Source organism: Pseudomonas sp. FP603 (assembly GCF_030687415.1).
Lineage (GTDB): Bacteria > Pseudomonadota > Gammaproteobacteria > Pseudomonadales > Pseudomonadaceae > Aquipseudomonas > Aquipseudomonas wuhanensis.
The window spans coordinates 3244982-3270687 of record NZ_CP117431.1 but is presented as its reverse complement, the minus strand read 5'-3'; the positions used below and the strand labels follow the sequence as shown (position 1 = coordinate 3270687).

The following is a 25706-nucleotide window of genomic DNA, read 5'->3' as shown; positions in this document are numbered from 1 at the left end:
TGAGTAATGCCAGTCAGTGGAACCTGTGGGAGCGTTTAACTGTCTGGCATCGGGTGCTTTGGAACGACCACTGGCTAGATTTTGAAGCGCGCCACCGTCTGGTGCAGTGCGCCGGCCATCTGCGCCAGCTCCAGCCCGGCGCTGTCGGTATGCCGGGCCCCCAGCAAAACCTGTTCGGATAAGTTGCGAATGCCCATCAGATTGCGATCCACCTCACGCGCCACCAGTGCCTGCTCCTCCGTAGCACTGGCGATCATCATGTTGCGCTCGTTGATCTGCGAGATTGACCGGGTGATCTCTTCCAATGCTTCGCCGGAGCGTTGCGCGACTTCCAGGGTCGTCTGCACCAGGTGACCACTGCTTTGCATGGCGGTCACCGCGTGTCCGGTATCCAGCCGAATGTTGCCAATCATCTGCTCGATTTCCTGGGTCGACACCTGAGTGCGATGGGCCAGTGCCCGCACCTCATCGGCGACCACCGCAAAACCACGTCCGGCATCACCGGCACGGGCTGCTTCAATCGCAGCGTTGAGGGCCAGTAAATTGGTTTGCTCGGCAATGCTGCGAATCACATCCAGCACCGTACTGATGTCCTGCACGCGCCCGGCCAACTGCTGGATACGCTGCGAGGTGTCCGTCATGCCGTCCGCCAGCGTACCTATCGAGGCCACCGTTTCCTGAACTTGCGCACGACCACGTTGCGCGGTTTGCTCGGACACCCGAGACGCCTCGCTGGTGCTGACCGCATTGCGTGCGACCTCGTCGACGGCTGCTGTCATTTGATTGACCGCTGCTGCAGCCTGTTCGATCTCCAGGCCCTGCAACTGCAAACTGCTACTGGTCTGGCTGCTGACTGCGCTCAGCTCTTCGGAGGAACTGGCCACCCGATCGACCGACGCCGCGATGTGCTTGACCATCGCGCTCAAGCTTTGCTGCATCTGGTGCATGTTCATCATCACACTACCGTCGGCACTTGCATTCACCGGCACTTGAATCGTCAGATCGCCCTGCGCGATTTGACTCAAGAGCCGTGCCGCATCATCGGGCTCGCCACCCAACGGTCGGGTGACACTACGCGTAACGATGAGCGCAGCGACGATGACCGAGGCCAGGCAGAATACAAGCAACACCAACATGTTCCGACGCGCTTCGCTGTACAGGACAAGCGCCGACCTTTCACGATCGGCGAAAATCTTCCCTTGCAGCGTCATCAGGGCGTCCAGGCTTTTGTGAACTTCATGTTCGGCGGGGATGACTTGCTGTTTCAACTGCGCCATCGCGGCATCAAAAGCGCCCTGCCTGATCAACGCCTGCACCTGGGTGAACGCGGTGACATAAGCCTCGCGATTCTTTTTCAGGACAGCATAGGCAGCCTTGCCTTCCGGTAGATCGAACAACGGCTGGAGCGTTTCAAGTGCCTCGCTGATGCGCTTTTTGGTGGCATCGATGGCCTGATGCGCTTGCTGATTCTCTTTGTCGATCAACAAATCCCGAGTGTTCCTGGCGTTGTCCCGTACACCGGTGGCAATCACCATGATCGGCCCGATCTTTGGCCAATCCTGCTTGACGATAACCACCGACTGTTCCTTGAGCGTTGCCAGATCGAGCAACGCGTAAAATGCCATGCCCATCAGTGCCAACGGTGCAATCAAAAAGCCGATAACGATACGTTGTGCCGTGCTCAACTTGACCATCAATTATTCCCCGATTAATGCCTGCCCGACGGGCAGCACAGCAATTGGCAGTCGCCACCAACACGTTCATAAAGCAAAAAAAAAACGCCTGAAACCTTCTCGGTTTCAGGCGTCTTTGCCTGTTCATTCGCGGTGTCGATCTGCCGCCTTCGCCTGATACCCCTGTTGCCCCCGACCTGTTCAGCCAATCGATCGTCATTGACCGAGGGGGCCGCCCACACGAATGCGTTTCAGGTGGGCCTGATGTCAACGGTGCAGGCTTTGTGCCACTTAGTAGCGAAGAATGTGCTGATTCACGGAGGATTATCGCAACGACTGCGGCTTAAGCGAGTGCAGGTAATGGTTAAGTCGACTTCTCAGGAAAATCGAATGACAAGGTCAACCACTCGAGACGCGAGGACTAAAGAAAGCCAAAGCTCATTAAGCCGCCACCGACTGGTGCAGGTTGTTACTCGTGACGCTTTATAAAAGTGCATGACGCGACGTTGCCCCGCTCCGCCCGGTACAAAACACCAGCGAAACGAGGTGGGTGCGTCAATGCATAAGGCTCAGAACGTCATACTGGCGCTGTATGCCGGGTCCCGCACAGGGATGGTTTGCACGCTATCCGCCGGGACGTGGGCAGGTGCATATTCCAGCAAGGCCCGTGAGCGCGTCAAAAATACAACCTTATAAAACAACAAGTTGAAGCGTTTTAATCAATTATTGGACAAAAGGCTATATTTTTGACTAGTGACATTTGACAGGCCGCCTTGAGTGGTCGATACCTAACAAGTCGACGTATTACCAAGACGAAAGTCCGTTTAGTAGGTATACGCCGCCCCCTGGCATGTAAATTCATGATCGAAAGTACTTGTTGTTCAAAGGGCTGATGGTTCGGCCCCTTGCGGTAGCTTTGGCCATCGCAAAGATCATTTCATCTCATGACGCTGCGACATCACTTATAGCGTTAAGCAATGTTTACACTTTACATCAAGAGCTCTGATTGAGCGCAGTACAAGCCACCCCTTACTCACTACCCCGTTACGCGCGCCGAATAATTGACTCAACCTTCTTGCTTAGCGTTACTTGAGCATTACATGTTCCATTATTGATACACCTGTTCCAAGAACTTAACACTTTCTACGGAGCTTGCCAGTATGCTGACGAGTACCCAAGGCACCCACTGGTATCTTTTGCAGTGCAAGCCTCGTCAGGACGAACGGGCCCAAATCAATTTATTGCGACAAAACTACATCATATTTTGCCCGCAAATCATTAGCGAGCGCCTGATTCATGGCAAACCCCATCGATCCCTCGAGCCTCTCTTCCCTGGGTATCTTTTCATTCAGCTGAGCCGTGACGACAATTGGGCGCCTTTGCGCTCTACCCGTGGCGTCAGCCGCATCGTCGATTTCAATCATGGGCCGGCAATCGTCCCTGACGACGTCATCGAGCATCTGCGTACCCGGTGTTTTAAACCATTGAAAATTCATCCTAAACCATTCAAGCCCGGTGAAACCCTGCAAATAACCCGAGGCCCCCTGTCGACACTAGAAGGTATTTTCATGACCATGTTAGGTGACGAGCGAGTCATGATCCTGCTTCATTTCTTGAATAGAAACCAGCAAGTTCGCATTCCATTGACTGACATTGAACGACGACGGCCTCAATTGTAAATTTGGCGATTTGCTTTCAGCATCAGCACACTTTACGAAGAACTTTCTTCAACTCCGCACTCGTTGATACCGGCATTTAACGCCCACATCCATTATCGCCAACCGCCTTACCGATCCGCTCTTGAGCGAGTTGTTACCTTGACTTGTAAAACACACCTTTACGAACCAATTATTGATACCGTCCACATTCACTGCTTTCCCGGCCTGTAGTCATTGAATTCATTCCCAGGAGCAATGACATGACCATTAAGATCCACGGTCCTTTCGCACTGCTCATGATCTCTTTATGTCCCGGAACGGCCTGGAGTCTGGATCCCCAGTCCATTGATATCTATGGGTTCGATTTCACCCCCACCCTGCTGTTTTCAGAAAGTTATGATGACAACTTCCGTGAACTGGAGCGGGCGCAGTCTTCCATGGTGACAAAAGTGGCGCCCACTTTCGAACTCAAGGCTGAAGACCGCAACAGTGCCACCCGACTTATCTGGCAGCCTACCCGGTACATTTATCATGATGAATCGGATGCCTCGAATACGGCACAACGCGTGCGCCTCAACAGCATCATGGAATTCACCGACCGCCATCGCCTGAAACTTGACGCAGAAGCACGTAAATACGAGCGTACGACGTCGACCGCAGTCGATGGCATTAATGACAAGATTCGCAGTAACCGTGTCAATGGCCTCTATACCTATGGCGCCAGGAGCGCTGCCAACCAGATCGACCTGGGCGCAAGTTACGCTCAACTTCGCTACGACAATTCAGGCGGCATCAACGACGACAAAGAGCGCGATACCACGGGCCTGACCACCACCTGGTACCACCGCATCGGCAGCAACACACGTGGATTGCTGGAGTACGACCATACCGACTTTGATTACCAGTCCAACAACCGTCTCAACAGCACATCCGATGCGGTCCTCGCCGGTGCCGAATGGGATTTCACCGCACGCACCTCCGGCAAAGTCCGTGTGGGTTATGAGCGCAAGAACTTCGATGACAGCAGCGTCGATGACCTCAGTAATCCGACCTGGCAGGTGGATCTGCGATGGAAGCCACGAACCTACTCGACCTTCTCGTTTATTGCCCGCCAGGCCATGGCCGAGGGTGACGACGGTGCTGATGCCGTCAAGACCACCTCTGCCCTGTTCGGCTGGCGTCATGGCTGGACCGAACGCATCACTACGGTGGCTGGAGTCGGGTTGTCCCGCTATGAGTACGAGGGTCAGGACCGCACCGATGACCTTCGTGACTACAACCTCGCCGTGGAATATGCAATGCGCCGCTGGCTGGATATCGAACTGGGCTATCGCTACCGCAACGATGACTCCGATGCCGACAATCAGAGTTTTGAACGCAACATCTTCTTGCTCGGTTTCAACGTAAGTCTTTAAGAGGTTTTCTCCATGAACTCGCGAATGCTTGGCTTGTTGTTCGTGCCCTGGCTGTTGCCCGTGACTTTTGCAGCAGACACCGGCGCCCAGTACAAACTGGCAGCCGGCGATGTGTTGCGCATTACGGTATTCGGTGAGCGGGACCTGAGCTTCGAGAAAATCCGTCTCAACGATGCCGGAATGTTTTCCTATCCATTTCTGGGTGAGATTGCCGCCAAGGGGCTTACCCCCAAGCAAGTGGAAAAGATCATCGTCGACGGGCTCAAGCAAGGTTATCTGGTCGACCCCAAGGTCAGCCTCAACCTGATCGTCTACCGCTCGTTCTACATCAATGGAGAGGTAAAAAAACCCGGTAGCTACCCCTTCGAGCCCGGGCTGACATTGGAGAAAGCCATCGCCCTGGGCGGTGGCCTGACCGAGCGGGCTTCGATCAAGCGAGTGACCATTGTGCGCGGCGATGGCTCGCCACCTGTGACCGACAAGGTCACGCGCAGTACCCCCATCGCCCCCGGTGACACCATCTCCATTGCACAAGGCTTTTTCTAATCATGGATAACAGCCCAAGCGTATACGTCGAACGTCCGCTCCAGGCGCATCTGCCGCAGCATCAGCAGTACAGCGAGGAAAAGGACACCATTGACCTGCTCAAATACTGGAGGGTGATCTGGCGCGCCCATTGGAAAATCGGCTGGTTGATACTGCTCAGCTGTGCGCTGGCGATGGCCGCGTTGTCCTTGGTTCCCCCGCAGTACATCGGCACCACTACCCTGCTGATCAAGGAAAAAACGCCACCGGTGCTGGCCTTTCAACAAGTCACAGATTCAAGCTCCGGGTCCGTCGATTATTTGCAAACGCAACTGGCGCTCCTGCAATCGCGGGAGCTGGCCGAACGCGCAGTCAAGAAACTGAACCTCACCACTCACCCGGTGACCGATCCACGCCAGCAACCGGAATCATGGTTCACGCCGCGAAAATGGCTGGCCAATCTTGAGCTCGGCCAATGGCTGCCAATACTCGAACGCTTCGCGCCCAAGCAGGTGGCGCCCTCTGAAGCCGACGTATTCAATGAAGTCACGCGAAACCTCATGCGGCGTACCAGCGTCAAGTTCGTCGGCAAGAGCCAGTTGATCAAAATAGAAGTGGAGCTGCCCGATCCTGGCCTGGCTGCCGCGACCGCCAATGCGATTGCCCAAGGCTTCATCGATAGCCAACTCGACAACAGTCTCAAATCCTCGCAAACCACCACCAGCTGGATGAACTCGCGCCTGGTCGAGTTACGCAATAACCTGCGCAGCTCTGAGAACAAGCTCCAGGCCTATCGGGAAGCACAAGGCCTGGTCGACGTCGGCGGTGTCGCCACCATCAGCGCCAATGAACTGGAAATGACCGGCAACCGCATGATCGATGCCCGTCGTAACCTGGCGGAAGCCGAGAGCCGGTACCGCCAAGTGCAGGCGTTGAGCAATGGCGACCTGAGCCGACTCTCCAGTGTGCCCGCCGTCTTGAGCAACGCCCTGGTGCAGAAATTCCAGGCGCAACGGGCCAAGGCTCAAGCCAAGGTCGAAGAATTGTCCGGGCGTTACGGTCCAAAACATCCAACCCTGGCCGCCGCTCGCGCCGAGTTGCGTACGGCCACCGACAGTTTGCGGCTACAGGTTCGACAGGTGGTTGCCAGCATCGAACAGGATTACCAGCTGGCCAGGGCCAGTGAAAACTCGCTGCGACAATCATTCAACAGCAACAAGGCGCAGATACAGGATATTTCGCGCAAGGAATTCCAGCTGCGGGAGTTCCAGCGTGAAGTCGACAGCAACCGCGCTTTGTATGAAACGTTCGTCACCCGTTTAAAGGAAACCACGGCCACGGCGGACATGGATTCCACCAAGGCGCGCATCGTCGACCCGGCGATTGCACCCTTGGAGCCGAGCAAGCCCCGTAAAACCCTGATTCTGGCCATTGTCGCCGTCGTGGCTGCGATGATTGGCATAGTGCTGGCATTAATGTCCGAAACCCTGAACAAAACTTTCAAAACCGACGAAACGATCGAAAGCACGCTTGATCTCCCCCTGCTCAGCGTGGTGCCGCTGGTCAGGAATAGAAACCGCCGGCAACTGGCGCGATTGTTCGACGACAACGACCATCCGCGTTTTTGCGAGACCATTCGCAACCTGCGCACCTGGTTGATGCTGCACGGCGCAGAAATGCCGTCACAGGTGGTGCTCGTTGCATCGACCATGGCCGATGAAGGTAAAAGCACCATCGCCAACAACCTGGCCTCCTCGCTCACGTTGCTGGAGCGCGTGCTGCTGATCGACGCCGACATGCGCAAACCCAGCCTTTCGCTCAATTTCGATTTTCCGCCAGACGGCCCGGGGCTGGCTAATGTCCTGGCGGGTACTGCCCGGCTTGAAGACTGCATCCGCACGGTTGGCAATCTCGACATGTTGCCGGCGGGGAAGCTTTCGCCCCCACCGCTGGATTTGCTCAGTTCGCCGCGCCTGGGCCCCCTGCTCGAGGCGCTGAAGTCGCGCTACCAACGCATCATCATCGACTCCCCGCCTGCGCAGATGGTCAGTGATGCGCTGTTACTGGCCAAGCATTCGGATGCGGTGATCTACGTGATCAAAGCCGAGAGCACGCCTGTCAACCAGGTGCAAAAATGCCTTGCGCTACTGCAACAGGGCAACGCGCCGGTGTTTGGCGTGGTGCTCAACCAGGTCGACCTGAGCAAGGCTCGCAAGCAGGGCTACAGCCACTCCGATACGTTCCAGAACTACGACTACCTGTCCCGGTAAAACCTTGCACCTGGCTCTTCAGCAGCCGCCTTCCAAAACCACAAGAACTGCTTCATTCCAGTCGAGCGATACCAGCATGCGGGCGCGAGGGCGAGCAGTATTCGGCGCCGATGTCCAACCCATGCCTGGAGGTTGAGCCGATGACATCGCTATACACCACTCAAATGACACACCGGCGAGGCCTGACCTTCTGGGGCCAATGGGTGTGTGCAATCAGCCTCGTCAACCTGCTGCTGACGGTGCTCGTGTACTGGCGCGTCGGCAGCCTGACCAGCGAATACCGCGTTCTGATGATTCTTACGGTGCTCGGTTCGGTTCCGATCTACAGCGTGATGCAGGTTTACCACAAACGTCATGAATGGTTGTCCGGGCTCGCTCGGTTACTGGCGGCCTGGTTGATCCTGCTGGCCGTGCTGATCAGCATTGCCTTCGTCACCCAGACCAGCGTGATTTTCTCGCGGCAAGTGATCCTGCTCTGGGCCTTCCTGGGTTACCTGATCCAGGCAGCGAGCTTCCTGCCCCTGCATAACCTCGCCCGACTGCATTCGCGCAAGCTTTGCAACGAGCGACGCGCGCTGATCATCGGGACATGCCCGACCGCACAACGGCTTGCGAGGAAACTGTCGAGACCGAACCGCGAACCGGTACTGGGTTTTATCGCAACCGCCGAACATACCGGCCCGGCACCGAGCATTCTGCCGCTGCTGGGCCGCGTCGACGAGATTCGCCAGATCATCACCCGCCTGAACATACGCCGCGTCTACATCGTCTTGCCGATGGCACAAGCCGCCATCATTGAAGCGCTGTACATCGATCTTCTCGACATGAATGTCGACGTGGTCTGGATTCCTGACTTCGGCAGCATGGTGCTGCTCAATCAGTCGGTCTCGGAAATAGAGCGAATGCCGGCCATCTACCTCAATGAGAGTCTCATCAGTTCGCACCCCGGCAGCCTGCTCTGCAAAGAGGTGTTCGAACGTAGCCTGGCCGCCGTGGCCATTATCGTACTCAGTCCCTTGCTGCTGATCGTAGCGATAGCGGTCAAGGTCTCTTCACCCGGCCCGGTGCTGTTCAAGCAAAACCGCTACGGCTGTAACGCCGAGGTGATCAAGGTCTGGAAGTTCCGTTCGATGCGCGTGCATGAAGACAGCGAAGTACACCAGGCCACTCGCGAAGATGATCGCGTCACCCCGCTCGGGCGTTTTTTGCGCCGTAGCTCCATCGATGAGCTGCCGCAGCTATTCAACGTGCTGTTCGGCCAGATGGCCCTTGTCGGCCCGCGACCGCATGCGGTCACTCACAATATTTACTACACCGGCAAGGTACGCGCCTACATGGCCCGCCATCGCCTCAAGCCGGGCATCACCGGCCTGGCCCAGATCACCGGCCATCGCGGTGAAACCCAGACGCTGGAAAAAATGCAGCAACGCGTCGCCCAGGACCTCAACTACATCAATCAATGGTCGTTGTGGCTAGACATCAAGATTCTCGTCAAGACCCCTTTCACGCTGTTCTCAAAGGACATTTATTAGGGGAGTGAACCATGATAAATCTGGAACTGATCGGGCATTTCGCACCCAATCTGCTGGACGCCAACAAGGCATTTTCCTTCATTAATTTTGCCTCAGTTGGCAGTCTGTTCGACCGACACCCGACGTCCATCGCCTATTTTTGCGACGGCATGTTGATGTCTACCTTCATGTCGCGCATCACCGGCCGCACCATCGGCCGAGTCAGCTTCGACTTCACGTCCATCGCCGACGCCGTGTTCAGCTGCGCCGAGAAGCAAGGCAAGCGCCTCTATTTTGTCGGTGCCCGGCAAGCCGAACTGGACCTGTTCCTCAATAAGATCAAGGCTCGCTACCCTGCGCTGATTATCGCCGGTCATCACAACGGCTATTTCGATGCGCCGCAGGCCGCGAGCATTCATGCGGACATCTGCCGCAGCGAAGCCAACATCCTGATCGTCGGCCTGGGCGCCGGGCTCCAGGAGCAGTTCGAACAGGATGCCCTGCGTGCCGGCTTCAACGGTGTGGCATTCACCTGTGGCGGTTTCATTCGCCAAGAAGCCACGGCCACCCATCATTACTACCCAGAGCTGATCAACCGCCTGCATCTGCGCGCGTTCTATCGGATGTACCGCGAACCGCACACCATCAAGCGCTACCTGGTCGATTACCCGACCAACTTTGTTCATCTGCTGGTGATGATCGTCCGGCGCAAAGTGACTATCCATACCACTTATCCCTGAGCGCCAACCATGCATATCCTGTTCGTCCTCAAGGACTTCAAGCGCGATGGCGGCCTCGAGCAAGTCCAGCAGCGCCTGGCCAGGCAGTTTCTCAAGGATGGCCAGCGGGTCAGTTATTTCGTCATGAACGGCGACACGGCGGACGATGAAATGGCGACCACCTTCAAGGGTCGCGGCAATGGATTGGTCGGTCTGCTCAAGTCGATCGCAATGCTGCGTCGCCTGATTCGTCGTGAGCGTGTGACCCACCTCATCGCCGCCAAGGAACAGGCCAACCTCTGCACCTGGTTTGCCACCTGGGGTCGCTCATGCAACGTCATCTACGCCCGTCACGCGGCACTGGATTGCAGCGAACAGAACATCGGCCCCGTCACCCTGCGTCTGCTCTATGGGCTGTACCTCTGTGGCAACGGTCAAGTGGTGACGGTTTCCAACGGCTTGCGCCAAGCCCTCGCTGATCGAGTGCCCTGGGGTCGTCAACGCATTCGTTATTGCCCCAACGCCGTGGTCACTGAACAACTGCTCAGCGCCGCGCAGACACCCCTGCTCAGTGGCTTGCCGGCCGAGTTCTGGCTAGGGGTGGGCCGGCTGATAGAACCGAAAGGTTTCCATTTGCTGCTCGACGCCTATGCCGTGGCCTTGGGCAACGCCGCGCTGCCGGATCTGGTGATCATCGGCGATGGTCCGCAATTCGTCGCGCTGACCGCCCAGGCTCGTCGCCTGGGCATCGAGGACCGTGTGCATTTCACCGGTTTCCTGAGCAATCCCTACCCGTTGATCAGGCATGCACGGTTGCTGATCCTGAGTTCCTTTCACGAAGGCTTGCCGACGGTCCTGATCGAGGCCCTGGCGCTGGGTACGCCCGTGCTGGCCTGTGATTGCGAAACCGGGCCCCGGGAACTGCTGGATAACGGGCGCCTTGGCCAACTGGTCAAGGTCAATGATGTACCGGCGCTGGCTGAAGGGATGCTGCGCAGCCTCGCCGCCGCGCAAGGCCAGGTTGCGCCAAGTCCGCAAGTGGCCGCTGATGCAGTCCGCCAGTACACCAGCCAATACGCCGCGCAGGCGTACTACCAGGTATGGAATCATGAAAAAAGTGCTGATTATCCTGCAGGACTTGGGCGGGGGCGGTGCCGAAAAAATGATGGTGCGCCTCGCCGGAGCACTGACTGACGCCGGCAATGACGTGACTTTGCTGATGCTCACCGGCACCGGTGTGAACTCCGCGCGCCTCGACCCACGGGTGAAAAAGGTCGAGTTGAACAGTGCACGTAGCGCCAGGGCAGTGCCGGCCCTGGCACGCTTTCTTCGCCGCAATCGCTTTGACGCGCAACTGGCCGCACTCACCCACGTCAACGTCGTGGCCATCGCCGCGGCCGCGCTGTCCGGAACGCTGGCGCGGCTGCATGTCAGCGAACGCAACGCATTTTCCCATGACAAATATGTCAATCCCGCGTTGAAAGTGCGCACAGCTTATCTGCTGGCACCGCTGCTCTATCGGCTGATCCCCAATCCGGTGATTTGCGTCTCGCGCGGTGTCGCCCAGGATCTGGTCGACTCCACCATCACCCGCCCGCAGGATGTCACCACCGCCGACAACCCGGTACTCGACAACGATTTTCGCGACAAGGCACCGGGACGTCCAAACCACCCTTGGCTGCGGCAAAAGTCCACCCCGGTAATTGTCGCCGTGGGTCGCCTGGCACAGCAAAAAGGCTTTGATGTGTTGATCGATGCCTTCGCCCGATTAGCCGCCCCCAGCACCCGATTGATCATATTCGGTGAAGGCGCACTCAGGACTCAATTGCTCGAGCAGGCGACCGCACTCGGCGTGGCTGACCGGTTCGATCTGCCTGGCTATACCAGCGATCCCTTGGCAGAAGTGGCGGCGGCCGATTGTTTTGTATTGTCGTCGCGCTTCGAGGGTAGCCCCAACGCGCTGGTCGAGGCCCTGTCCACGGGCACCCCGGTGGTAGCGACGCACTGTCCCTATGGCCCGCAAGAGATTCTGGACAATGGCGCGATCGCTCCGCTGGTGGCGGTCGACGACCCTGTTGCCCTGGCACAGGCCATCACCGTGGAGTTGACGTTGGCGCGAGATTCAAAGCGTCAGGCCGCCCGCATCGATGCCGCCGCCCGCTTCGTGAGTGCCAGCGCGGCGCAAACCTATCTCGATGCATTGCTCGGGAGCCAGTCGTCGTGAACACACTGGAAGTCAGGTACACCACGCTGCGCAACGCCTTCACGTTGTTCGGTGTGCTGTTCTATATCCAGGCCATCGGATTCTTTTTCGGGCTGGCTAATGTGTCGAATCTGGACGCCGCCGAAAAAGATCTTGAAGGCAATGTGGTCAATCAGATTTGCGGCCTGACCACCCTGCTGGTGCCGCTGTTCTTCTTCCTCCGCAACAAAGTTTTCCTTAGCAAAAGCTTCTACAGGAACAACGCCTTTCTACTGATATTCATGCTCTGCCTGGCGGCATCGATCAGTTGGTCCCACGACCCGATGCTGAGTTTCAAACGGTTTGTGGCGCTGATCAGCGTGGTGTTCTTTGGCGGTTTCGTTGCCTACAACTACAGCCTCGAGAAAATCGCCTTCATGCTTGGCTGTATCATCGGCGCCGCTGCGCTGTTGGGCTTGATACTCGCGCTTGTCAGGCCCGACATCGCGTTCATTTACGGCGGTCTTCGCGACGGTGCGTTCAAAGGGATCTTCCCGGATAAAAATGCCGGCGCCCGGATCAACGCGATCGCCATCGTGTTACTGCTGCCGATGATCCGTCAGCTCAACCCGTGGGCCATCCTCTGCGCGGTGTGTTCACTGGTCACGATTGTGCTGGCGCAATCCGCCACCGCCATCGCGCTGATTGTTGCCGGAGCCGTGAGCTATTGGTATTTCCTCACACTGATCCGTCTGCATATCAACCGTTCACTGCCGGCCTTGCTTGGCACGACGCTCATCTACTTGGTGATCTGCCTCTTTCTATACGGCAATTACGCGCTGCTGCTGGAGCTGACCGGTCGGGACCCGTCACTCACCGACCGCACACGGATCTGGGAGCTGCTCACTCCGTTGATCGACGCCGAACTTCTCAAGGGCTATGGCTTCGGCGCCTTCTGGTCCAGCCCGAGCGCCGAAACCTTCATCAGTCGTTGGGGTTACATCGGCAATGCCCACAGCGGCTACATGGAAACCTTGCTCAACGGCGGCATCGTTCAGTTGATAGCGCTGATCCTCATGCTGGTCGAGGCGCTGATCAAACATTATCGGGCCTTGATGGTGGATCAATCGGCACGGTTTCACGTCAGCGCGATGGTCATCATTGGCTCGTTCATGCTCACCAACGTTGTGGCGTACGTCATTCCCAATTACCGCTCGGCAGAGTTCCTGGTGTTCTGCGTCCTGGCCCTGTCCTTTCGGCATCACCACGCGACATACCCCGCGTTGTCACGACCACCCCTGGGTCAGCGTCCGCCTGGCAAGGCATTACCACGCGACTCGGCCAAGGCCTAACAAAAGGAGAAATAACCATGCCCGACCAAGCCCTCCCTTCACCCCATACGGTGTGCGTCATCATCGCGATGTACAACGGTGCCGACAGCATTGAGCAAACACTGGCGTCCGTGGCCGGGCAAACGCGACTGCCCGAGCACGTCATCGTCATCGACGATGGTTCCACCGATGATGGCCCCCAACGGGTCAGGGACTTCGCGGCGCCGTTTCGCCTGACGCTGTTGCATCAAGCCAACGAAGGCCAGGCCAGCGCCCGCAACCACGGACTGCGGCACACACAAGAGACTTTTGTGGCGTTTCTCGATGCCGATGACAGATGGTATCCGCGAAAGCTGGAGCAACAAGTGGCACTGTTTGAGGAACTGGATCGTCAGGGACGGCCGGTGGCGCTGGTAGATTGCTACGTGCATAACGACTACAGCGACGGCAGGCGAATACTGGAAGACCGGCAAAAAAACGGCAGGCATTTCGACGATTTCATCCGCGCCAACGTCCTCAATGGCGTGTCCTCCGCAATGGTCAGACGCGACGTGATCATGCAACTCGGCGGTTTCAATCCCAGCCTGCGTTACTCCGAAGACCGCTTCATGTGGACCCGGATCGCCGAACACTGGGAGGTCCACACGGTGCCAGAGGTGCTGCTGCAGCGCATGGTCAACAGCGCCAACATGACCGCGCAACCGACAAGGTACTACCCGCACAAGATCAGGTTCATCGAAGAATACCTCACCCACTTTGGCCCGCAGCTCAGCAAGCAGCAACGGATCGATTTCGCGCTGGGCAGCCACAGCGACTTTCTCGAACTGTTTTCCCGCAGAGGCGAGCATGCCCAGGTGATCGGTGTGTACCGGCGAATGCTGGAGTATTCCTGGCAAGCGCTGATCTTCAGGAATGGCAAACCGACATTGCGCGTCCTCTATGCATGCGTCCAGTCATTGCGCAAGGCAGCTGCGTCAACCACCGCTCATTGAGCCGGTATCCGCCATGGCCAATCACCGTCTGGTTAAATTGATCTGGATTTTCACCGAGAAATTCGGCCTGATTTTCCTGTCGATGATTACCTTTGTCGCGTATGCCAGGCTGCTATCGCCCGCAGAGTTGGGTGTGGGCACGGTGATCATTGCCGTCGTCGAATTGATCGGCATGATTTATTCCTCGGTTCTGGAAGACCCGCTGGTACGACTCGAGCGGCTGGAAGCCAAACACATCGCCACAGCCTTCTGGGCGTCGGTACTCGTCAGCCTGGCCTCCATCGTCGTCATCTCGGGCGCGGCGATTCTGTACACGCCCGACCCGATGCTGCAATGGATGACGGCGGTGGCTTCGGTGAAAATCCTGTTCACCATGATGGCGCGGGTCTATGTGGCGCAAATGCGCCGTAGCGGCAACTTCAGGATGCTGGCGTCGCGCACGCTGCTGGGCAAGGTGTGTGGTGGCGTGGGCGGCATCGCTGTCGCGCTCTGGGGGTTGGGCGCCTGGGCGGTCATTGCCCAGGCACTGATCATGGAGTTCGTGTCCATTATCGTATTGATGCGCGCCGACCCACGCCGCATTGCCTTTTACATTGACGGCTCGCTGTTGCGTGAGCTGTTGAAGGCCGGCGCACCGGTTGCCGTCAACGCGCTGAGTTCGCAAACGCTACAGCGCGGGGTCACCGTCATCCTGGGCATGACGGCCGGCACCAACGCGGTGGGCATGTTCAACATGGCGATGCGCATCATCGATCTGCCGCGCACGGCGATCTATCACGGCCTGATCAGCTATGCGCTGCCGGCGTTTGCCCGACGCAGCGCCGATCCATCGCGGTTGCGCGCGATCATCAGCGATTCGACCGCCGTCAGTTGCTTCCTGCTGACGCCCCTGTTCATCGGCATCGCACTCACGGCGCACGATCTGATCCTGTTGATCTTCGGCGCCAAATGGACCGAGGCCATTCCCCTGCTGCAAGTGCTGGCGTGCACGGCAGCCATCGGTAATACCGCCATGTACGCCACGACCGCACTGGTCGCGGTCAATTGCAGCCACCTGACCATCAAGGCCGAAGTGGCAACCACCGTATTGGCTCTGGCGCTGGTCTATGGCTTCGGCAGCCTCTATGGCGGCATGGCCGCCGCCCTCGCCCTGCTGGCCCGGATGGCGATCATCACGCCACTGCAAATCCGCGGGTTGAACAGGGCAATCGGCTATGACTGGCGGCTGTTTTTCGAAATCAGCTATCGCAGCGTGATTGCCTCGTTCGTCATGGCAGCGATCGTCCTGATGGTTTCTTCCCGCCTGGGTGTTCAGGGCTACCTGCACCTGCTCTACAGCATCGTGGTGGGCGCGCTGAGTTATGCCGTGGCGTATAGCGTGATGCATCCGCGCTGGCCGCAAGAATTCAAATCGGTTTTCACCACCCGCTGAGAGGACGCACCCGCAAACCTTTTCCCTTCCCGGACCACATTCTCCTGACTCGTGCAATTTCCTTGTGACAGGAACGCCTCATCATGCACAAAACCACGTTGATTACCGGCGGGGCCGGATACATCGGCTCCCATACCACCCTGACCCTGATTGACGCCGGTCGACAGGTGCTGGTCCTCGACAACCTGTGTAACAGCTGCCGCGAATCGCTCGCGCGCCTGGAGTATCTGACTCGCAGGCGAGTCGATTTCATTGAAGGCGATATTCGCGATAGCCGCCTGCTCGACGATATCTTCAGCCGCTACGACATCGATGCCGTGGTGCACTTCGCCGGTCTCAAATCCGTGGAGGAAAGCGTTCGCAAGCCGCTGGATTATTACGCCAACAATGTGGTCGGCACACTCAACCTCTGCCATGCGATGGCCCGGTTTGAGGTGTTCAAACTGGTGTTCAGTTCGTCGGCCACCGTGTATGGCGCCCCCCGGCAGATACCGCTCATCGAAGACCTGGGCGCAGGCAAACCGATCAATCCTTATGGCCGCACCAAGCTGCTGATCGAAGAGTTGCTCACCGACCTGTGCCTGTCCGATCCGCGGTGGACCATTGCGGTGCTGCGCTACTTCAACCCGATCGGTGCTCACGATAGCGGGCTGATCGGGGAAAACCCCAACGGCAAGCCCAACAACCTGCTGCCTTGCCTGACACGGGTCGCGATGAGGCAAGTGCCCGAACTCATGGTCTACGGCAGCGACTATCCCACTGTCGACGGAACGTGTGTGCGCGATTACGTCCATGTGGTCGACCTTGCCGATGGCCATCTCAGGGCGTTGCGGGCGTTGCAGAACACAAACGGCATCCACGTCTGGAACCTGGGAACAGGCATTGGCCACAGCGTGCTGCAGGTCATCCACAGCTTCGAGGACATTACCGGTATTACCATCCCCTTGCGGTTCGCACCGCGCCGCGACGGCGATATCGCCGAATGCTGGGCCGACCCCACCAAGGCAGGGCGTGAGCTAGGCTGGTACGCACAGCGCGACCTGATGCAAATGATCATCGACACCTGGCGATGGCAAATGTGTAATCCGCACGGGTACCGCTCCCAACCCGGTTTGGCAGCATCGATTGCGTTAAAACAATGGGTATGAGCAGGTTCATTCTTTTGGCGACCCTGCTATCGGTCGTTTGCAACGCGTCGGGGGGCACTCCCCCGCCGCTGGCCAACGGCCTGGTGCTGTGGCTGGACGCCGCCGACGCGTCGAAAATGACCCTCGATGCCCAGAACCACCTCCTGCGGTGGCACGACAAGTCCGGCGAAGCCAATGACGTTACCGTAGACAATGGCGCAGACGCCGCGCTGCCGCAGCGTGTGGGGAACGCCATGAATGGCCATCCGGTGGTGCGCTTGAGTGGTACTTCAGCCTTCCTTGGCAAGGCCATTCGTACGGCTAAAGGCCCCGTTACCCTATTGATCGTTTCACGCAGATTGACCGGGCAAAGCGGCGGCGAGACCTGGCAGCGACTATTCAGTTCGCGCCCGATAATCGCCGATAACGACAACGTGCCGCCGAATTTCGCGATCAGCGTGCAACAGCCCACCGCCTACGATCCGACCCTCTTCGTCCTGGAACTCGACGACGTGCCTATCGGCCCGTACGCGGTGGGGCGGAACGTAGTCGGCAGCGCCGAACATTTGCGCGGCGACATCGCCGAAATACTGATGTACGACCGGCACCTCGCATCCCTGGAGGAACGGCAGCGCGTCTTTCGGTATCTGGCGGACAAGTGGTCCGTCGCCCTCCCCAAGGTTGCCAATTCCTGGACCCGCATCGGCCCCTTGGGCATGCTACCGGAACGGACCAACGCCGAACTGCCGCTGTCCGATCAGGACAATGTCGGGCAGTGGATGCTGGACACCCAATTTTCAGACGACTTTGACGGTGCGACCCTTAACGCCAGTCGCTGGCACGTCAACAATGCCACGGGCACCGACTCGCTGGGACGTAAGCCGGCGCTGTTCACGCCAGACAATGCCTACTTGAGTGACGGCCATCTGAACATCGTTTTCCGCAAGGAAACCTTGCCGCAAAAATACGTCCGCCTGGGCTACAAAGACTACAGCTCGGCGATGGTGCGCACCCACGGGCGCAGTTTTTACGGTTATTACGAAGCCCGCGCCAAACCGATGGACTCGGCAGGCTCCAGCGCCTTCTGGCTCGCATGGACGGGGCTTGCCGACAACGCCACGGAAATCGACATCTTCGAAATCGGCGGAAAAACCAAAAACGCCTCCTTCGACCGTCGCTACAACATGAACGCCCACGTTTGGGCCACACCACAAAGTACCGAACATTTGACCGATGGCAGCAGCTGGATCAGCCCTTGGCGGCTGGCCAGCGCATTCCATGTATACGGTTTCGATTGGCAGCCCGACACGTTGCGCTGGTACGTCGACGGCGTACTGGTGCGCGAGGCAAAGAACACCCACTGGTTCTTCCCCATGCATATCCTCTTTGACAGCGAGGCCATGTGGAATTGGTTCGGCGTTGTCGACGACGCCGATCTGCCCTCCACCTTCAGCGTCGACTACCTCAAGGTGTGGCGCCGCGGTCAATAGCCGGGCCTTGAGCCCAATGCCGGTAAGTCAAGAAATTTGAACGACGAAAATCCTGTGGGAGCGTGGCTTGCCCGCGAAGAACGATGACGCGTAGTACCTGAAAAACCGCGGTGCATTCTTCGCGGGCAAGCCACGCTCCCACAGATTCTGCGTCTTGACTTACCGGCATTAGGCCTTGAGCCCGCTTTTTTGAACCCGATCCTTCCAACCCTTCACGCCACTAGAGAGGGCGCGGTAAATGAACAGTACGATGACTTCCGAACAAGCGACAGCCTGCCTGAACCTGGCGCTTGAACGTAACAGACAACTGTTCAACGAAGCCCACAACCTGACACACGCCGCCCTTGATCTTCTCGATCAGCCCCACATGGACATAGAAAAGTTCACGCTCTATCAGAAGAAAAGAAGGCAGGCCGATCTTAAATACCTGGAAGCCATCGAGCACTTGCGATTAATCATGGCTGAATACCCTGGCCATCTCTTCTCTGCGGAGAACTCAATACATGAGCCACAGTTTCGGCTGAGAGATGACGACGAAATCTGACCTTCAAGATTGCATTTGATATTGCGGGAAAAGCGCAGCTGGCCTGGCATCCCCACTGCGGCAAACATGCCGTAACGCTCTGCGCGAACCAGAACAGAGCACTGCGGCTCGGCAATTCCCGCAGCTGGTGCGTTGATCGCCTTTTCTGCCTTCGCAGCTCTATAGCCATCGAATGGAACCCCTCCCGCTGCATGAGCGACAGGCTGACAAGTTGTCGATGGCACGGCTGGCAAACAACTTGCTTAGATCTGATCAGGCTTGAGCCATCAACGACGATGGCTTCGCAAACATCACGGACAACGGCGTCCGCTCCCCTGCTCATTGCGACAGGTGGGCGTGCGCCGTTTTTGCTTTCACCCCGGCATAAAAGGAAATCCTCATGCCTGCTCAAGGAATGCTCCCCCCGGGTCATGCCATCGCGCCTGCGCACAGCGGTGTCGGCAAGTCACGCCCTGCTGGCATTGCACTCCGGTCATTGTTCGACCCTGGCATGGCCCTGCTAGAACGCAGCAGGATCGGCCTCTGGTTACCACTCGGGTTGGCCCTCGGCACCTGCGGTCTCGCACTGGCCGAACAGCCAGCAAGCGCACTGACCCTCATACCTGGCGTCCTCTATCTGGGGTGCGCGTGGCATCTTCGTGAGCGTCATCAACGCCATCTACAGACATTCTGGGACACTGAACTTGCACAACTGCTGCGCAGCTCCCGGGATGCCGACCCAGCGACGCTACTGGTGGCCGCCAGCACGCAACTGCGCAACAACGAACGCCTACGCAGCGAAGTACAGTTTGCCAGTCGTGGGCTGGAGCAAATGGCTCAACAGGCCCGCGACCAAGGTGAGGAACAGAGCCAACGAATCGCCATGATCGCCGCCGCCAGCGAGCAAATCGACCAGACCTTACACAGCATTGATGCCTTGGCCCTGGGCGCGCTGGCAGCCTTCGCCAACGCCCATACCATGAGCGAAACCGGTTGTCTGGAGGCGCGTTCAGTGGGTGACAGCATGCGCGCCATTCAGCACAGCCTGGGCAATACCGCACACGCCGTGGAAGCATTGCTGCAGCGCACTACCGCAGTAGAAAGCACCGTCAACAGCATTCAGGCGCTGGCCAAACAGACCCAGTTGCTGGCACTCAATGCCTCCATCGAGGCGGCCCGCGCCGGCGAGCACGGTCGCGGTTTCGCAGTGGTCGCCGATGAGGTCCGCAGCCTGGCCCAAGCCACCGACCGGGCTACCCACGAAATCACCACAGCCGCGACGGCGATCGCCATGGCCGTGCGCCAAGTGGATGGCGAGGTCAAGGAACACCGCGACCTGCTGGCAGCCGGTAGCCAACAGAGCGAGCAACTCGCCGCCAACCTCGACGACCTGGCTCAACATAGTCAGATCAATCTGCAACACCTCGGCGCCATGCAACAGGCGCTCAGCGAGCACCAGCAAGCCAATCATGACCTCAGCGAACAGTTGCAACAGGTCAATGGGGCGGTGCAGGAGCAGAGTACGCAGACCCATGCGCTGCACGACCTGACCCATTATCTCAACCAACTCACCGTCGGAACTCGCCCATGAACCTACAATTCGCCGCAGCACTCGATGGTGGGCAATCCCGACGAACCCGTTTGCCGCAGGGTGACGCGGGCCTAAGGCAGGCTCTCTTGCTGGGCCTCGATCTGCTGCAAGGCCTGCAGCAGCATCGTGGTCTCGGCGGACAGACCACCCGCGAGGCACAACAGCGTTGCCAGGCACTGGGTCATTCGCTCGACCAACGCTGGAAAGAATGGCCGTATAGCGCACAGTGCCAGGCCTGGAACGCGTTACGCCGCGACCCAGCGGATTTCGATGGCCATTGCCGGTTGCTGCAAGACCTGCTCGGCGCCATCCAGCACCTCAAACTGCAGCGCTGCGCGCTTAATCTGCAGCCCCCGAGCATCGCCGAGCGCTGTTGGGAGCTGGAAGACCTGGGGCGGCTGCGCGGCCTGTCGGTGCGCGCCGCCGCCCGTCAGCGTTGCCCACTGGAAATGCTTGTTCAATTGCAGTACCTGCGCGAGCGCTTGCTCAGGCATGCCCCCCAATCGCTGCACAACGCTCTCGAACGACTGCAACGCTGCCTGATCGGTACAACGACAGTGTCCATCTCCCCGGCGGAGTGCTACGCCCTGCTCACCCCATTACTCGACGAACGCCTCGACGCCATCCGCCGGGATCTGGGCTGAGGCTTACCTCCATTCGACTTCGCAACGGTGCGCAGGAGAGCCGTTTTAGTTCACCTCGCACCCAAGCCGTCCAACAAACAATCAGTGCTTCGCTCCTCCTGGCTCCAAGCCCCCACGATATCCTGTTCGATGACAACAGAAACCACTTCAAGCCTTTGTTCCAATTGGCTTTTAGTGCAAAAAAAATCAGACACAAACCCGGCAAGCCCTTTGCTATTGCTGTCTTACAGACTCATGCAGCACGCCAATGGTGGCGTGCTGCACTTTCCGGGCAACGGCGTCCATCAGGTCCCTCTATCGCGGGTGCCTGGCGCATGCCGTTTTTTTTTACCCCTAAAAAAAAGATGTGGTTATGACTGATGAGCGTGACTCGCAACATCCAGTACACCCCGGCCGGCGCACCTTCCTGAAGCAGTCCCCTGGTGGCGGCAGGCACTGTCGCCGGGATCGCCGCCCTTGATCTGGCCTCGCCAGGCTTGCTGCGCAGCGCGGTCTGGGCCGCCGGCAGCGATGCACCGGAGAAAGCTGCGCTGAAGGTCGGTTTCATTCCGCTCACCGACTGCGTATCAGTCGTGGTGGCGGCAACCCAGGGTTTCGGCGAAAGATACGGCCTCACCATCACGCCAAGCAAAGAGGCCTCCTGGGTCGGCGTGCGCGACAAACTGCTCTACGGTGAACTGGATGCTGCCCATGTGCTCTACGGCCTGATTTATGGCGTGCAACTGGGCATCGGCGGGCCGCAGAAAGACATGGCCATGCTCATGGGGCTGAACCAGAACGGCCAGGCGATCACCCTCTCCAGGCAGCTGCAGCAAGCGGGCGTGACCAATGGCGAGCAACTGGCGGCCAAGGTCAAACAAGGCGGTACGCCACTGACCTTCGCCCAGACGTTCCCCACGGGCACCCATGCCATGTGGCTCAATTATTGGCTCGCCAGCCTCGGCATCAATCTTCGTTGAGCTGACCCCAGGTCAGCAAACACTTCGATACCAGGAAAGGCTGCTTCCAGGCCCTGAGTAACGTCAACCTGAACATCGCTCGCGGTGAGTTTGTCTCGTTGATCGGCCATTCCGGTTGTGGCAGGTCCACGGTGCTGAACCTGATCGCCGGTCTGCTTGAAGCCAATGGCGGCGGCTTGGCCAGCAAATGCCGGCGGCTTGAAACGAAGTCCGAAGAAGCCCTCTCGCACTCCGATCGACACTCATTTCAGCTGACGGATCAGCGCCCCTTCGCAAAATGCCCGCCTCGCGCGGCTGTGTGAAAACGCAACCTGCCGTGGTTTAAAGCAAATACCCCGACTTGTCGGGGCATCGGCGATGGTTTGAAGTCAGGAGCCAGCCGACCAAGTAACCACATGACTTCAACGTTGCGTTGACACTCGGCCTCAAGTCGCCGTGACGAGCGAATGCGTTGAAAATAGCCGTACAGGTTACTAAATAATCGGAAGCCCGTTGTTGATGATCTCACGCGTGTAGCTAGCCAGCTCTTTGGTACTCATGTTCGCGACCACATCCGCCTCGATGGGTTGATGGGCTACGATACTGACTTCAGTAGAGCGCAATGAGTTGTAAGCCACGTCCCCAACAGCAGGACTGATCGTTACTGGAACGATACCCACCCCCATATCCTTGGCAACCCGGAAGGCTCCCGACTTGAAAGGCAGCATTTCCCCGCCTTTGTTTCGGGTGCCTTCAGGAAAGATCCAGAGGGAAGTATTGTCACCTACAACGCTCTTGGAGATCTTGCGCAGACTCTGGATCGACGCCCGAGGGCTGTTCCTGTCAATGAACAGACTGCCCGTCAGCCAATATAATTGCCCGACCAGAGGCAACCACTTAAGTGATTTTTTACCGACAATAACCGTACCTGGCTTAAGCGCCTCAGCAACAATCAGAACATCATAATTACATTGGTGGTTTGCCACATAGATATACGGTTGGGCGGTGGAGATAGTGTCGAATCCGCTGACAGCGACGCGAACCGAGAATATTTTATTGATCACTGTGTATGACCGGCAGGCCACATGCAGGTTTTTGTTCTTTGAAGGATTGACTAACATGAACAAGCATAAAAACGGAAAACTCAGAACAATGAACAGCACTACCAACAGCCACCGCACAAACAGAATCATAACTTACCCACCTTGCCTAAATCATCTGAGCCATTGAATAAACCACCTCGAACATCAGTACGTTCTATCAGCGCGACACCATAAAAGCCTTCATCATCAACACACACCATCAACCCAAAACTATGGGCCAGGACGCCATCCGCCAGTTCGGCCAATTGATAGGCACCCACCAGAGACAGACTCAAAGCCTTTGCCCGATCCAGAATCTCGAGCCTCGCCCCGAGGGTCAGATTCAGACCGCTCGAGGACATCCGCCAGGAATCCGGAACAGCGAGACTTACCCGACTGAGCCCATCAAGCTCAACTCCGTGCCCTGCTATAAACGTGAGTATCAGGTCGATCAGGCCGGCCGCGCTTGAGTGAAAGAGACGCCCTGTTATGCAGGACCTGACGATCAGCCCTGGCATCTTCAGGTCAGTACATGTCTTGAAGCTGAAAATTGCTGCCGCATCGAGTCGTTTTTCAACAGGGAGATCAATGCTCTGTGCATAGAGCGTTCCGAACTCACCGCTAAACGTTTCAATCGCTGTCATGTAGATATAATCAGACTCACCTCGCCTGGCAAATCTTAACCCTTGTACCAATGCGTTATAGAAGCTCAACTCTTTCGCGCACAGAGAAACATTCGGTCCTTTAATGCCATATTTTATCGCCAGCTGGCCCGCTGAGGAGTTTATGACGGTATTGGGAATTTGTGCCGGATTCACCTGAAATGCAAAACGACTACCGTTCGACTCTTTAATCAATTGAATAACAGTGTCGATGGAACCATTGGACGTCGCACCAATAATGGCCGAGCGCGCCAGGGAGTCACCATGATTGCCATCCTCAATCAACGACATCGCTGCCAGTAGCAACAGGGATTGTCGATCCAGGTTTTTCAGCTCCCGACTTGGTACCAATTCGCTGGACATCAGGTCCCACGCGGGTGTTTTCCCCCGATGTAACTCCACTCCTCCTTGCTCGAATACGCCGGGCATCTGCAACATGACCCAATCGCTTACGACCAGTGCAACAGCGTCATCCATCATTTGAGATTACCGAATACCAAAATTGAATTATTCCCGCCAAAAGCGAAAGCATTATTGACCACCACGTCGACCTTTCCGACTCTGAAGCCCTCCGCGACAACGTCGATGGGTATTTCAGGATCCTGCTCGGACACATTGATCGTAGGAGGCAACCCCTCGCTGAGCGCAAGCATGCAGGCAATGGCTCCAAAACCCGCCGCCGCCCCCATGCTGTGCCCCATCATTGACTTGATGGAACTAACCGGTGGTGGTGAATGACCAAAAACCGCCTCGATTGCCTTGCACTCATTACTGTCATTGGCAACCGTACCGGTACCGTGAGCGCAAATATAACCAACAGCCCCAGGCGTAACCGACGCGTTTTCAAGTGCCGACTTCATGCAATCGCCAACACTATGGTGATTCAATCTCACCATATGATCAGCATCACAGTTCATCGAAAATCCAAGCACTTCGGCATAAATATACGCCCCGCGACGCATTGCCCGATCATAGTCCTCGAGGACTAGTGCACTACCGCCTTCTGCGGTCAAAACGCCTTTACGGCCCGAATTGAAAGGCGTGCAGTCTTTGTCGGTCATGCTGCCCAATCGATGGAATGTCGCAAACGTCGCCTTGTAGACCGCATCGCTTCCACCGCAAATGGCAAGTTCGCAGTCCCCCGCCTTGATGGCTTCGTAGCCGAATATCAACGCGGTATTACTGGCCGAACACGCGTTGCCAATCGTAACTGCCTCGCCGGTCGAACCTATCGATCTCAAGACATCGCGGCTTATTTCAGACGCAAACGTATGTTGCACCGACGCTTGCAGGCCTGGCTGGGACTCAGCCATTGCCGTCACCATGTTGTCGATCAGGTTGGATTCACCATAAGTCGTGCCGAAGTAACAATTGACCCGTTTACCTGAAATCGCTTCTCGCTTGATTCCGGCATCAGCGAGCGCCAGCCCGGTGGCGGCAAGGGCAAAATGACTGGGAGTCCCGGAACGAACGAAAGAACCGAAGTCTGGAATCAATGTGCTAATGGTGGATTTCACCTCACACCCATACTTTCTTTCAAACCGGTCCGTGTTGACTTTGGAAAGCAGCCCCGTGCCATTTACCCCGGTCTTCAGTGCATGAAAAAATTCGGCTTTTCCAACCCCGATCGGGCTGACCGGACCCAAGCCAGTGACGACGACCCTTCTGCCCTTGTCGGAGCTCTTCATGCACACTCAACCTCAAGGGTCTTGTCGATAAACGAGAGAATTGAATCCACGCTGGTAATCCGTGGAATGTAGGCCTCATCGACTCGAACCTGAAAAGCGCCCTCGATACCGGCCAGGATTTCTATGCCTGACATCGAGTCAGCACCGTAAGCCTCTACAAAGTTTTTATTATTCTGGATTTCTCCGGTACTGACGCCCAAGACTCGAGAAACAATCTCCTTGATTTTTGCTTCGTGAACATGAGTCATAAAAC

21 protein-coding genes and 3 pseudogenes are annotated in these 25706 nt (G+C 57.4%); 18 read left to right on the top strand and 6 right to left on the bottom strand.

Translation table 11 applies throughout. The features are described 5' to 3' along the window. Positions 1–74: 74 nt before the first annotated feature. Positions 75–1694: a methyl-accepting chemotaxis protein gene (locus PSH65_RS15090; RefSeq protein WP_305426792.1), complete on the bottom strand. Its 1620-nt coding sequence runs from the start codon at positions 1692–1694 to the stop codon at positions 75–77. A 1139-nt stretch (positions 1695–2833) separates the two neighbouring features. Between PSH65_RS15090 and rfaH the strand changes: the two genes are divergently transcribed. The 18 genes and pseudogenes from rfaH to PSH65_RS15000 all read left to right on the top strand — a co-directional run. Further along, positions 2834–3352 (top strand): transcription/translation regulatory transformer protein RfaH, encoded by a 519-nt coding sequence (gene rfaH, locus PSH65_RS15085; protein ID WP_305426791.1) that lies wholly within the window; start codon positions 2834–2836, stop codon positions 3350–3352. A 239-nt stretch (positions 3353–3591) separates the two neighbouring features. Then, positions 3592–4746: an outer membrane beta-barrel protein gene (locus tag PSH65_RS15080; protein ID WP_305426790.1), complete on the top strand. Its 1155-nt coding sequence runs from the start codon at positions 3592–3594 to the stop codon at positions 4744–4746. A 12-nt stretch (positions 4747–4758) separates the two neighbouring features. Next, on the top strand, positions 4759–5292 hold the full coding sequence (locus PSH65_RS15075) for a polysaccharide biosynthesis/export family protein (protein ID WP_305426789.1): 534 nt from the start codon (positions 4759–4761) through the stop codon (positions 5290–5292). Between the two features lie 2 nt (positions 5293–5294). After that, entirely contained in the window at positions 5295–7541 is a 2247-nt protein-coding gene (locus PSH65_RS15070) for a polysaccharide biosynthesis tyrosine autokinase (RefSeq protein ID WP_305426788.1), read from the top strand. A 140-nt stretch (positions 7542–7681) separates the two neighbouring features. Then, a complete protein-coding gene (locus tag PSH65_RS15065; RefSeq protein WP_305426787.1) occupies positions 7682–9073 on the top strand; it encodes an undecaprenyl-phosphate glucose phosphotransferase in 1392 nt (463 codons plus the stop codon). An 11-nt stretch (positions 9074–9084) separates the two neighbouring features. Beyond that, positions 9085–9792: a WecB/TagA/CpsF family glycosyltransferase gene (locus tag PSH65_RS15060; protein WP_305426786.1), complete on the top strand. Its 708-nt coding sequence runs from the start codon at positions 9085–9087 to the stop codon at positions 9790–9792. Between the two features lie 9 nt (positions 9793–9801). Continuing rightward, positions 9802–10965 (top strand): glycosyltransferase, encoded by a 1164-nt coding sequence (locus PSH65_RS15055; protein WP_305426785.1) that lies wholly within the window; start codon positions 9802–9804, stop codon positions 10963–10965. Next, a complete protein-coding gene (locus tag PSH65_RS15050) occupies positions 10880–11995 on the top strand; it encodes a glycosyltransferase (protein ID WP_305426784.1) in 1116 nt (371 codons plus the stop codon). Before PSH65_RS15055 ends, PSH65_RS15050 begins: the two co-directional genes overlap by 86 nt. After that, positions 11992–13305: an O-antigen ligase gene (locus PSH65_RS15045; protein ID WP_305426783.1), complete on the top strand. Its 1314-nt coding sequence runs from the start codon at positions 11992–11994 to the stop codon at positions 13303–13305. Before PSH65_RS15050 ends, PSH65_RS15045 begins: the two co-directional genes overlap by 4 nt. 17 nt (positions 13306–13322) lie before the next feature. Then, the gene (locus PSH65_RS15040) at positions 13323–14276 is read left to right on the top strand and encodes a glycosyltransferase family 2 protein (RefSeq protein ID WP_305426782.1); all 954 of its coding nucleotides are present in this window, start codon (positions 13323–13325) and stop codon (positions 14274–14276) included. A gap of 13 nt (positions 14277–14289) precedes the next feature. Further along, positions 14290–15708 (top strand): oligosaccharide flippase family protein, encoded by a 1419-nt coding sequence (locus tag PSH65_RS15035; RefSeq protein WP_305426781.1) that lies wholly within the window; start codon positions 14290–14292, stop codon positions 15706–15708. 83 nt (positions 15709–15791) lie between these two features. Then, complete coding sequence (gene galE, locus PSH65_RS15030; protein WP_305426780.1) at positions 15792–16856, top strand: UDP-glucose 4-epimerase GalE; 1065 nt, start codon at positions 15792–15794, stop codon at positions 16854–16856. Next, on the top strand, positions 16853–18325 hold the full coding sequence (locus tag PSH65_RS15025; protein WP_305426779.1) for a family 16 glycosylhydrolase: 1473 nt from the start codon (positions 16853–16855) through the stop codon (positions 18323–18325). The genes galE and PSH65_RS15025 overlap by 4 nt, the downstream gene beginning before the upstream one ends. 250 nt (positions 18326–18575) lie before the next feature. Beyond that, the gene (locus tag PSH65_RS15020; RefSeq protein ID WP_305426778.1) at positions 18576–18869 is read left to right on the top strand and encodes a hypothetical protein; all 294 of its coding nucleotides are present in this window, start codon (positions 18576–18578) and stop codon (positions 18867–18869) included. 379 nt (positions 18870–19248) lie between these two features. Further along, positions 19249–20439, top strand: coding sequence for a methyl-accepting chemotaxis protein (locus PSH65_RS15015; protein ID WP_305426777.1), 1191 nt, complete (start codon positions 19249–19251; stop codon positions 20437–20439). Then, a complete protein-coding gene (locus PSH65_RS15010; RefSeq protein WP_305426776.1) occupies positions 20436–21083 on the top strand; it encodes a hypothetical protein in 648 nt (215 codons plus the stop codon). Before PSH65_RS15015 ends, PSH65_RS15010 begins: the two co-directional genes overlap by 4 nt. A 352-nt stretch (positions 21084–21435) precedes the next feature. Beyond that, positions 21436–22033, top strand: a pseudogene (locus tag PSH65_RS15005) (ABC transporter substrate-binding protein); the annotation flags it as partial. Next, positions 21990–22221 (top strand): annotated as a pseudogene (locus PSH65_RS15000) (ATP-binding cassette domain-containing protein); the annotation flags it as partial. The pseudogenes PSH65_RS15005 and PSH65_RS15000, both read left to right, overlap by 44 nt. Positions 22222–22403: 182 nt before the next feature. Here PSH65_RS15000 and PSH65_RS14995 read toward each other — a convergent pair. The 5 genes and pseudogenes from PSH65_RS14995 to PSH65_RS14975 all read right to left on the bottom strand — a co-directional run. Then, positions 22404–22511 (bottom strand): annotated as a pseudogene (locus tag PSH65_RS14995) (transposase); the annotation flags it as partial. Between the two features lie 4 nt (positions 22512–22515). Next, positions 22516–23214: a 1-acyl-sn-glycerol-3-phosphate acyltransferase gene (locus PSH65_RS14990; protein WP_305426775.1), complete on the bottom strand. Its 699-nt coding sequence runs from the start codon at positions 23212–23214 to the stop codon at positions 22516–22518. Beyond that, a complete protein-coding gene (locus PSH65_RS14985; protein ID WP_305426774.1) occupies positions 23211–24245 on the bottom strand; it encodes a beta-ketoacyl synthase N-terminal-like domain-containing protein in 1035 nt (344 codons plus the stop codon). Before PSH65_RS14985 ends, PSH65_RS14990 begins: the two co-directional genes overlap by 4 nt. Then, positions 24242–25453 carry a beta-ketoacyl synthase gene (locus PSH65_RS14980; RefSeq protein WP_305426773.1) on the bottom strand — a complete coding sequence of 404 codons (1212 nt, stop codon included), beginning with the start codon at positions 25451–25453 and terminating at the stop codon, positions 24242–24244. The genes PSH65_RS14985 and PSH65_RS14980 overlap by 4 nt, the downstream gene beginning before the upstream one ends. Then, positions 25450–25701, bottom strand: a complete 252-nt coding sequence (locus tag PSH65_RS14975; RefSeq protein WP_305426772.1) for an acyl carrier protein — start codon at positions 25699–25701, stop codon at positions 25450–25452. The genes PSH65_RS14980 and PSH65_RS14975 overlap by 4 nt, the downstream gene beginning before the upstream one ends. Between the last annotated feature and the right edge of the window lie 5 nt (positions 25702–25706).

Bases quoted from the DNA above. Each gene is read 5' to 3' on its own strand.
- PSH65_RS15090 (WP_305426792.1), bottom strand. From the start codon at position 1,694: ATGGTCAAGTTGAGCACGGCACAACGTATCGTTATCGGCTTTTTGATT.
- rfaH (WP_305426791.1), top strand. From the start codon at position 2,834: ATGCTGACGAGTACCCAAGGCACCCACTGGTATCTTTTGCAGTGCAAG.
- PSH65_RS15080 (WP_305426790.1), top strand. From the start codon at position 3,592: ATGACCATTAAGATCCACGGTCCTTTCGCACTGCTCATGATCTCTTTA.
- PSH65_RS15075 (WP_305426789.1), top strand. From the start codon at position 4,759: ATGAACTCGCGAATGCTTGGCTTGTTGTTCGTGCCCTGGCTGTTGCCC.
- PSH65_RS15070 (WP_305426788.1), top strand. From the start codon at position 5,295: ATGGATAACAGCCCAAGCGTATACGTCGAACGTCCGCTCCAGGCGCAT.
- PSH65_RS15065 (WP_305426787.1), top strand. From the start codon at position 7,682: ATGACATCGCTATACACCACTCAAATGACACACCGGCGAGGCCTGACC.
- PSH65_RS15060 (WP_305426786.1), top strand. From the start codon at position 9,085: ATGATAAATCTGGAACTGATCGGGCATTTCGCACCCAATCTGCTGGAC.
- PSH65_RS15055 (WP_305426785.1), top strand. From the start codon at position 9,802: ATGCATATCCTGTTCGTCCTCAAGGACTTCAAGCGCGATGGCGGCCTC.
- PSH65_RS15050 (WP_305426784.1), top strand. From the start codon at position 10,880: ATGAAAAAAGTGCTGATTATCCTGCAGGACTTGGGCGGGGGCGGTGCC.
- PSH65_RS15040 (WP_305426782.1), top strand. From the start codon at position 13,323: ATGCCCGACCAAGCCCTCCCTTCACCCCATACGGTGTGCGTCATCATC.
- PSH65_RS15035 (WP_305426781.1), top strand. From the start codon at position 14,290: ATGGCCAATCACCGTCTGGTTAAATTGATCTGGATTTTCACCGAGAAA.
- galE (WP_305426780.1), top strand. From the start codon at position 15,792: ATGCACAAAACCACGTTGATTACCGGCGGGGCCGGATACATCGGCTCC.
- PSH65_RS15025 (WP_305426779.1), top strand. From the start codon at position 16,853: ATGAGCAGGTTCATTCTTTTGGCGACCCTGCTATCGGTCGTTTGCAAC.
- PSH65_RS15020 (WP_305426778.1), top strand. From the start codon at position 18,576: ATGACTTCCGAACAAGCGACAGCCTGCCTGAACCTGGCGCTTGAACGT.
- PSH65_RS15015 (WP_305426777.1), top strand. From the start codon at position 19,249: ATGCCTGCTCAAGGAATGCTCCCCCCGGGTCATGCCATCGCGCCTGCG.
- PSH65_RS15010 (WP_305426776.1), top strand. From the start codon at position 20,436: ATGAACCTACAATTCGCCGCAGCACTCGATGGTGGGCAATCCCGACGA.
- PSH65_RS14990 (WP_305426775.1), bottom strand. From the start codon at position 23,214: ATGATTCTGTTTGTGCGGTGGCTGTTGGTAGTGCTGTTCATTGTTCTG.
- PSH65_RS14985 (WP_305426774.1), bottom strand. From the start codon at position 24,245: ATGATGGATGACGCTGTTGCACTGGTCGTAAGCGATTGGGTCATGTTG.
- PSH65_RS14980 (WP_305426773.1), bottom strand. From the start codon at position 25,453: ATGAAGAGCTCCGACAAGGGCAGAAGGGTCGTCGTCACTGGCTTGGGT.
- PSH65_RS14975 (WP_305426772.1), bottom strand. From the start codon at position 25,701: ATGACTCATGTTCACGAAGCAAAAATCAAGGAGATTGTTTCTCGAGTC.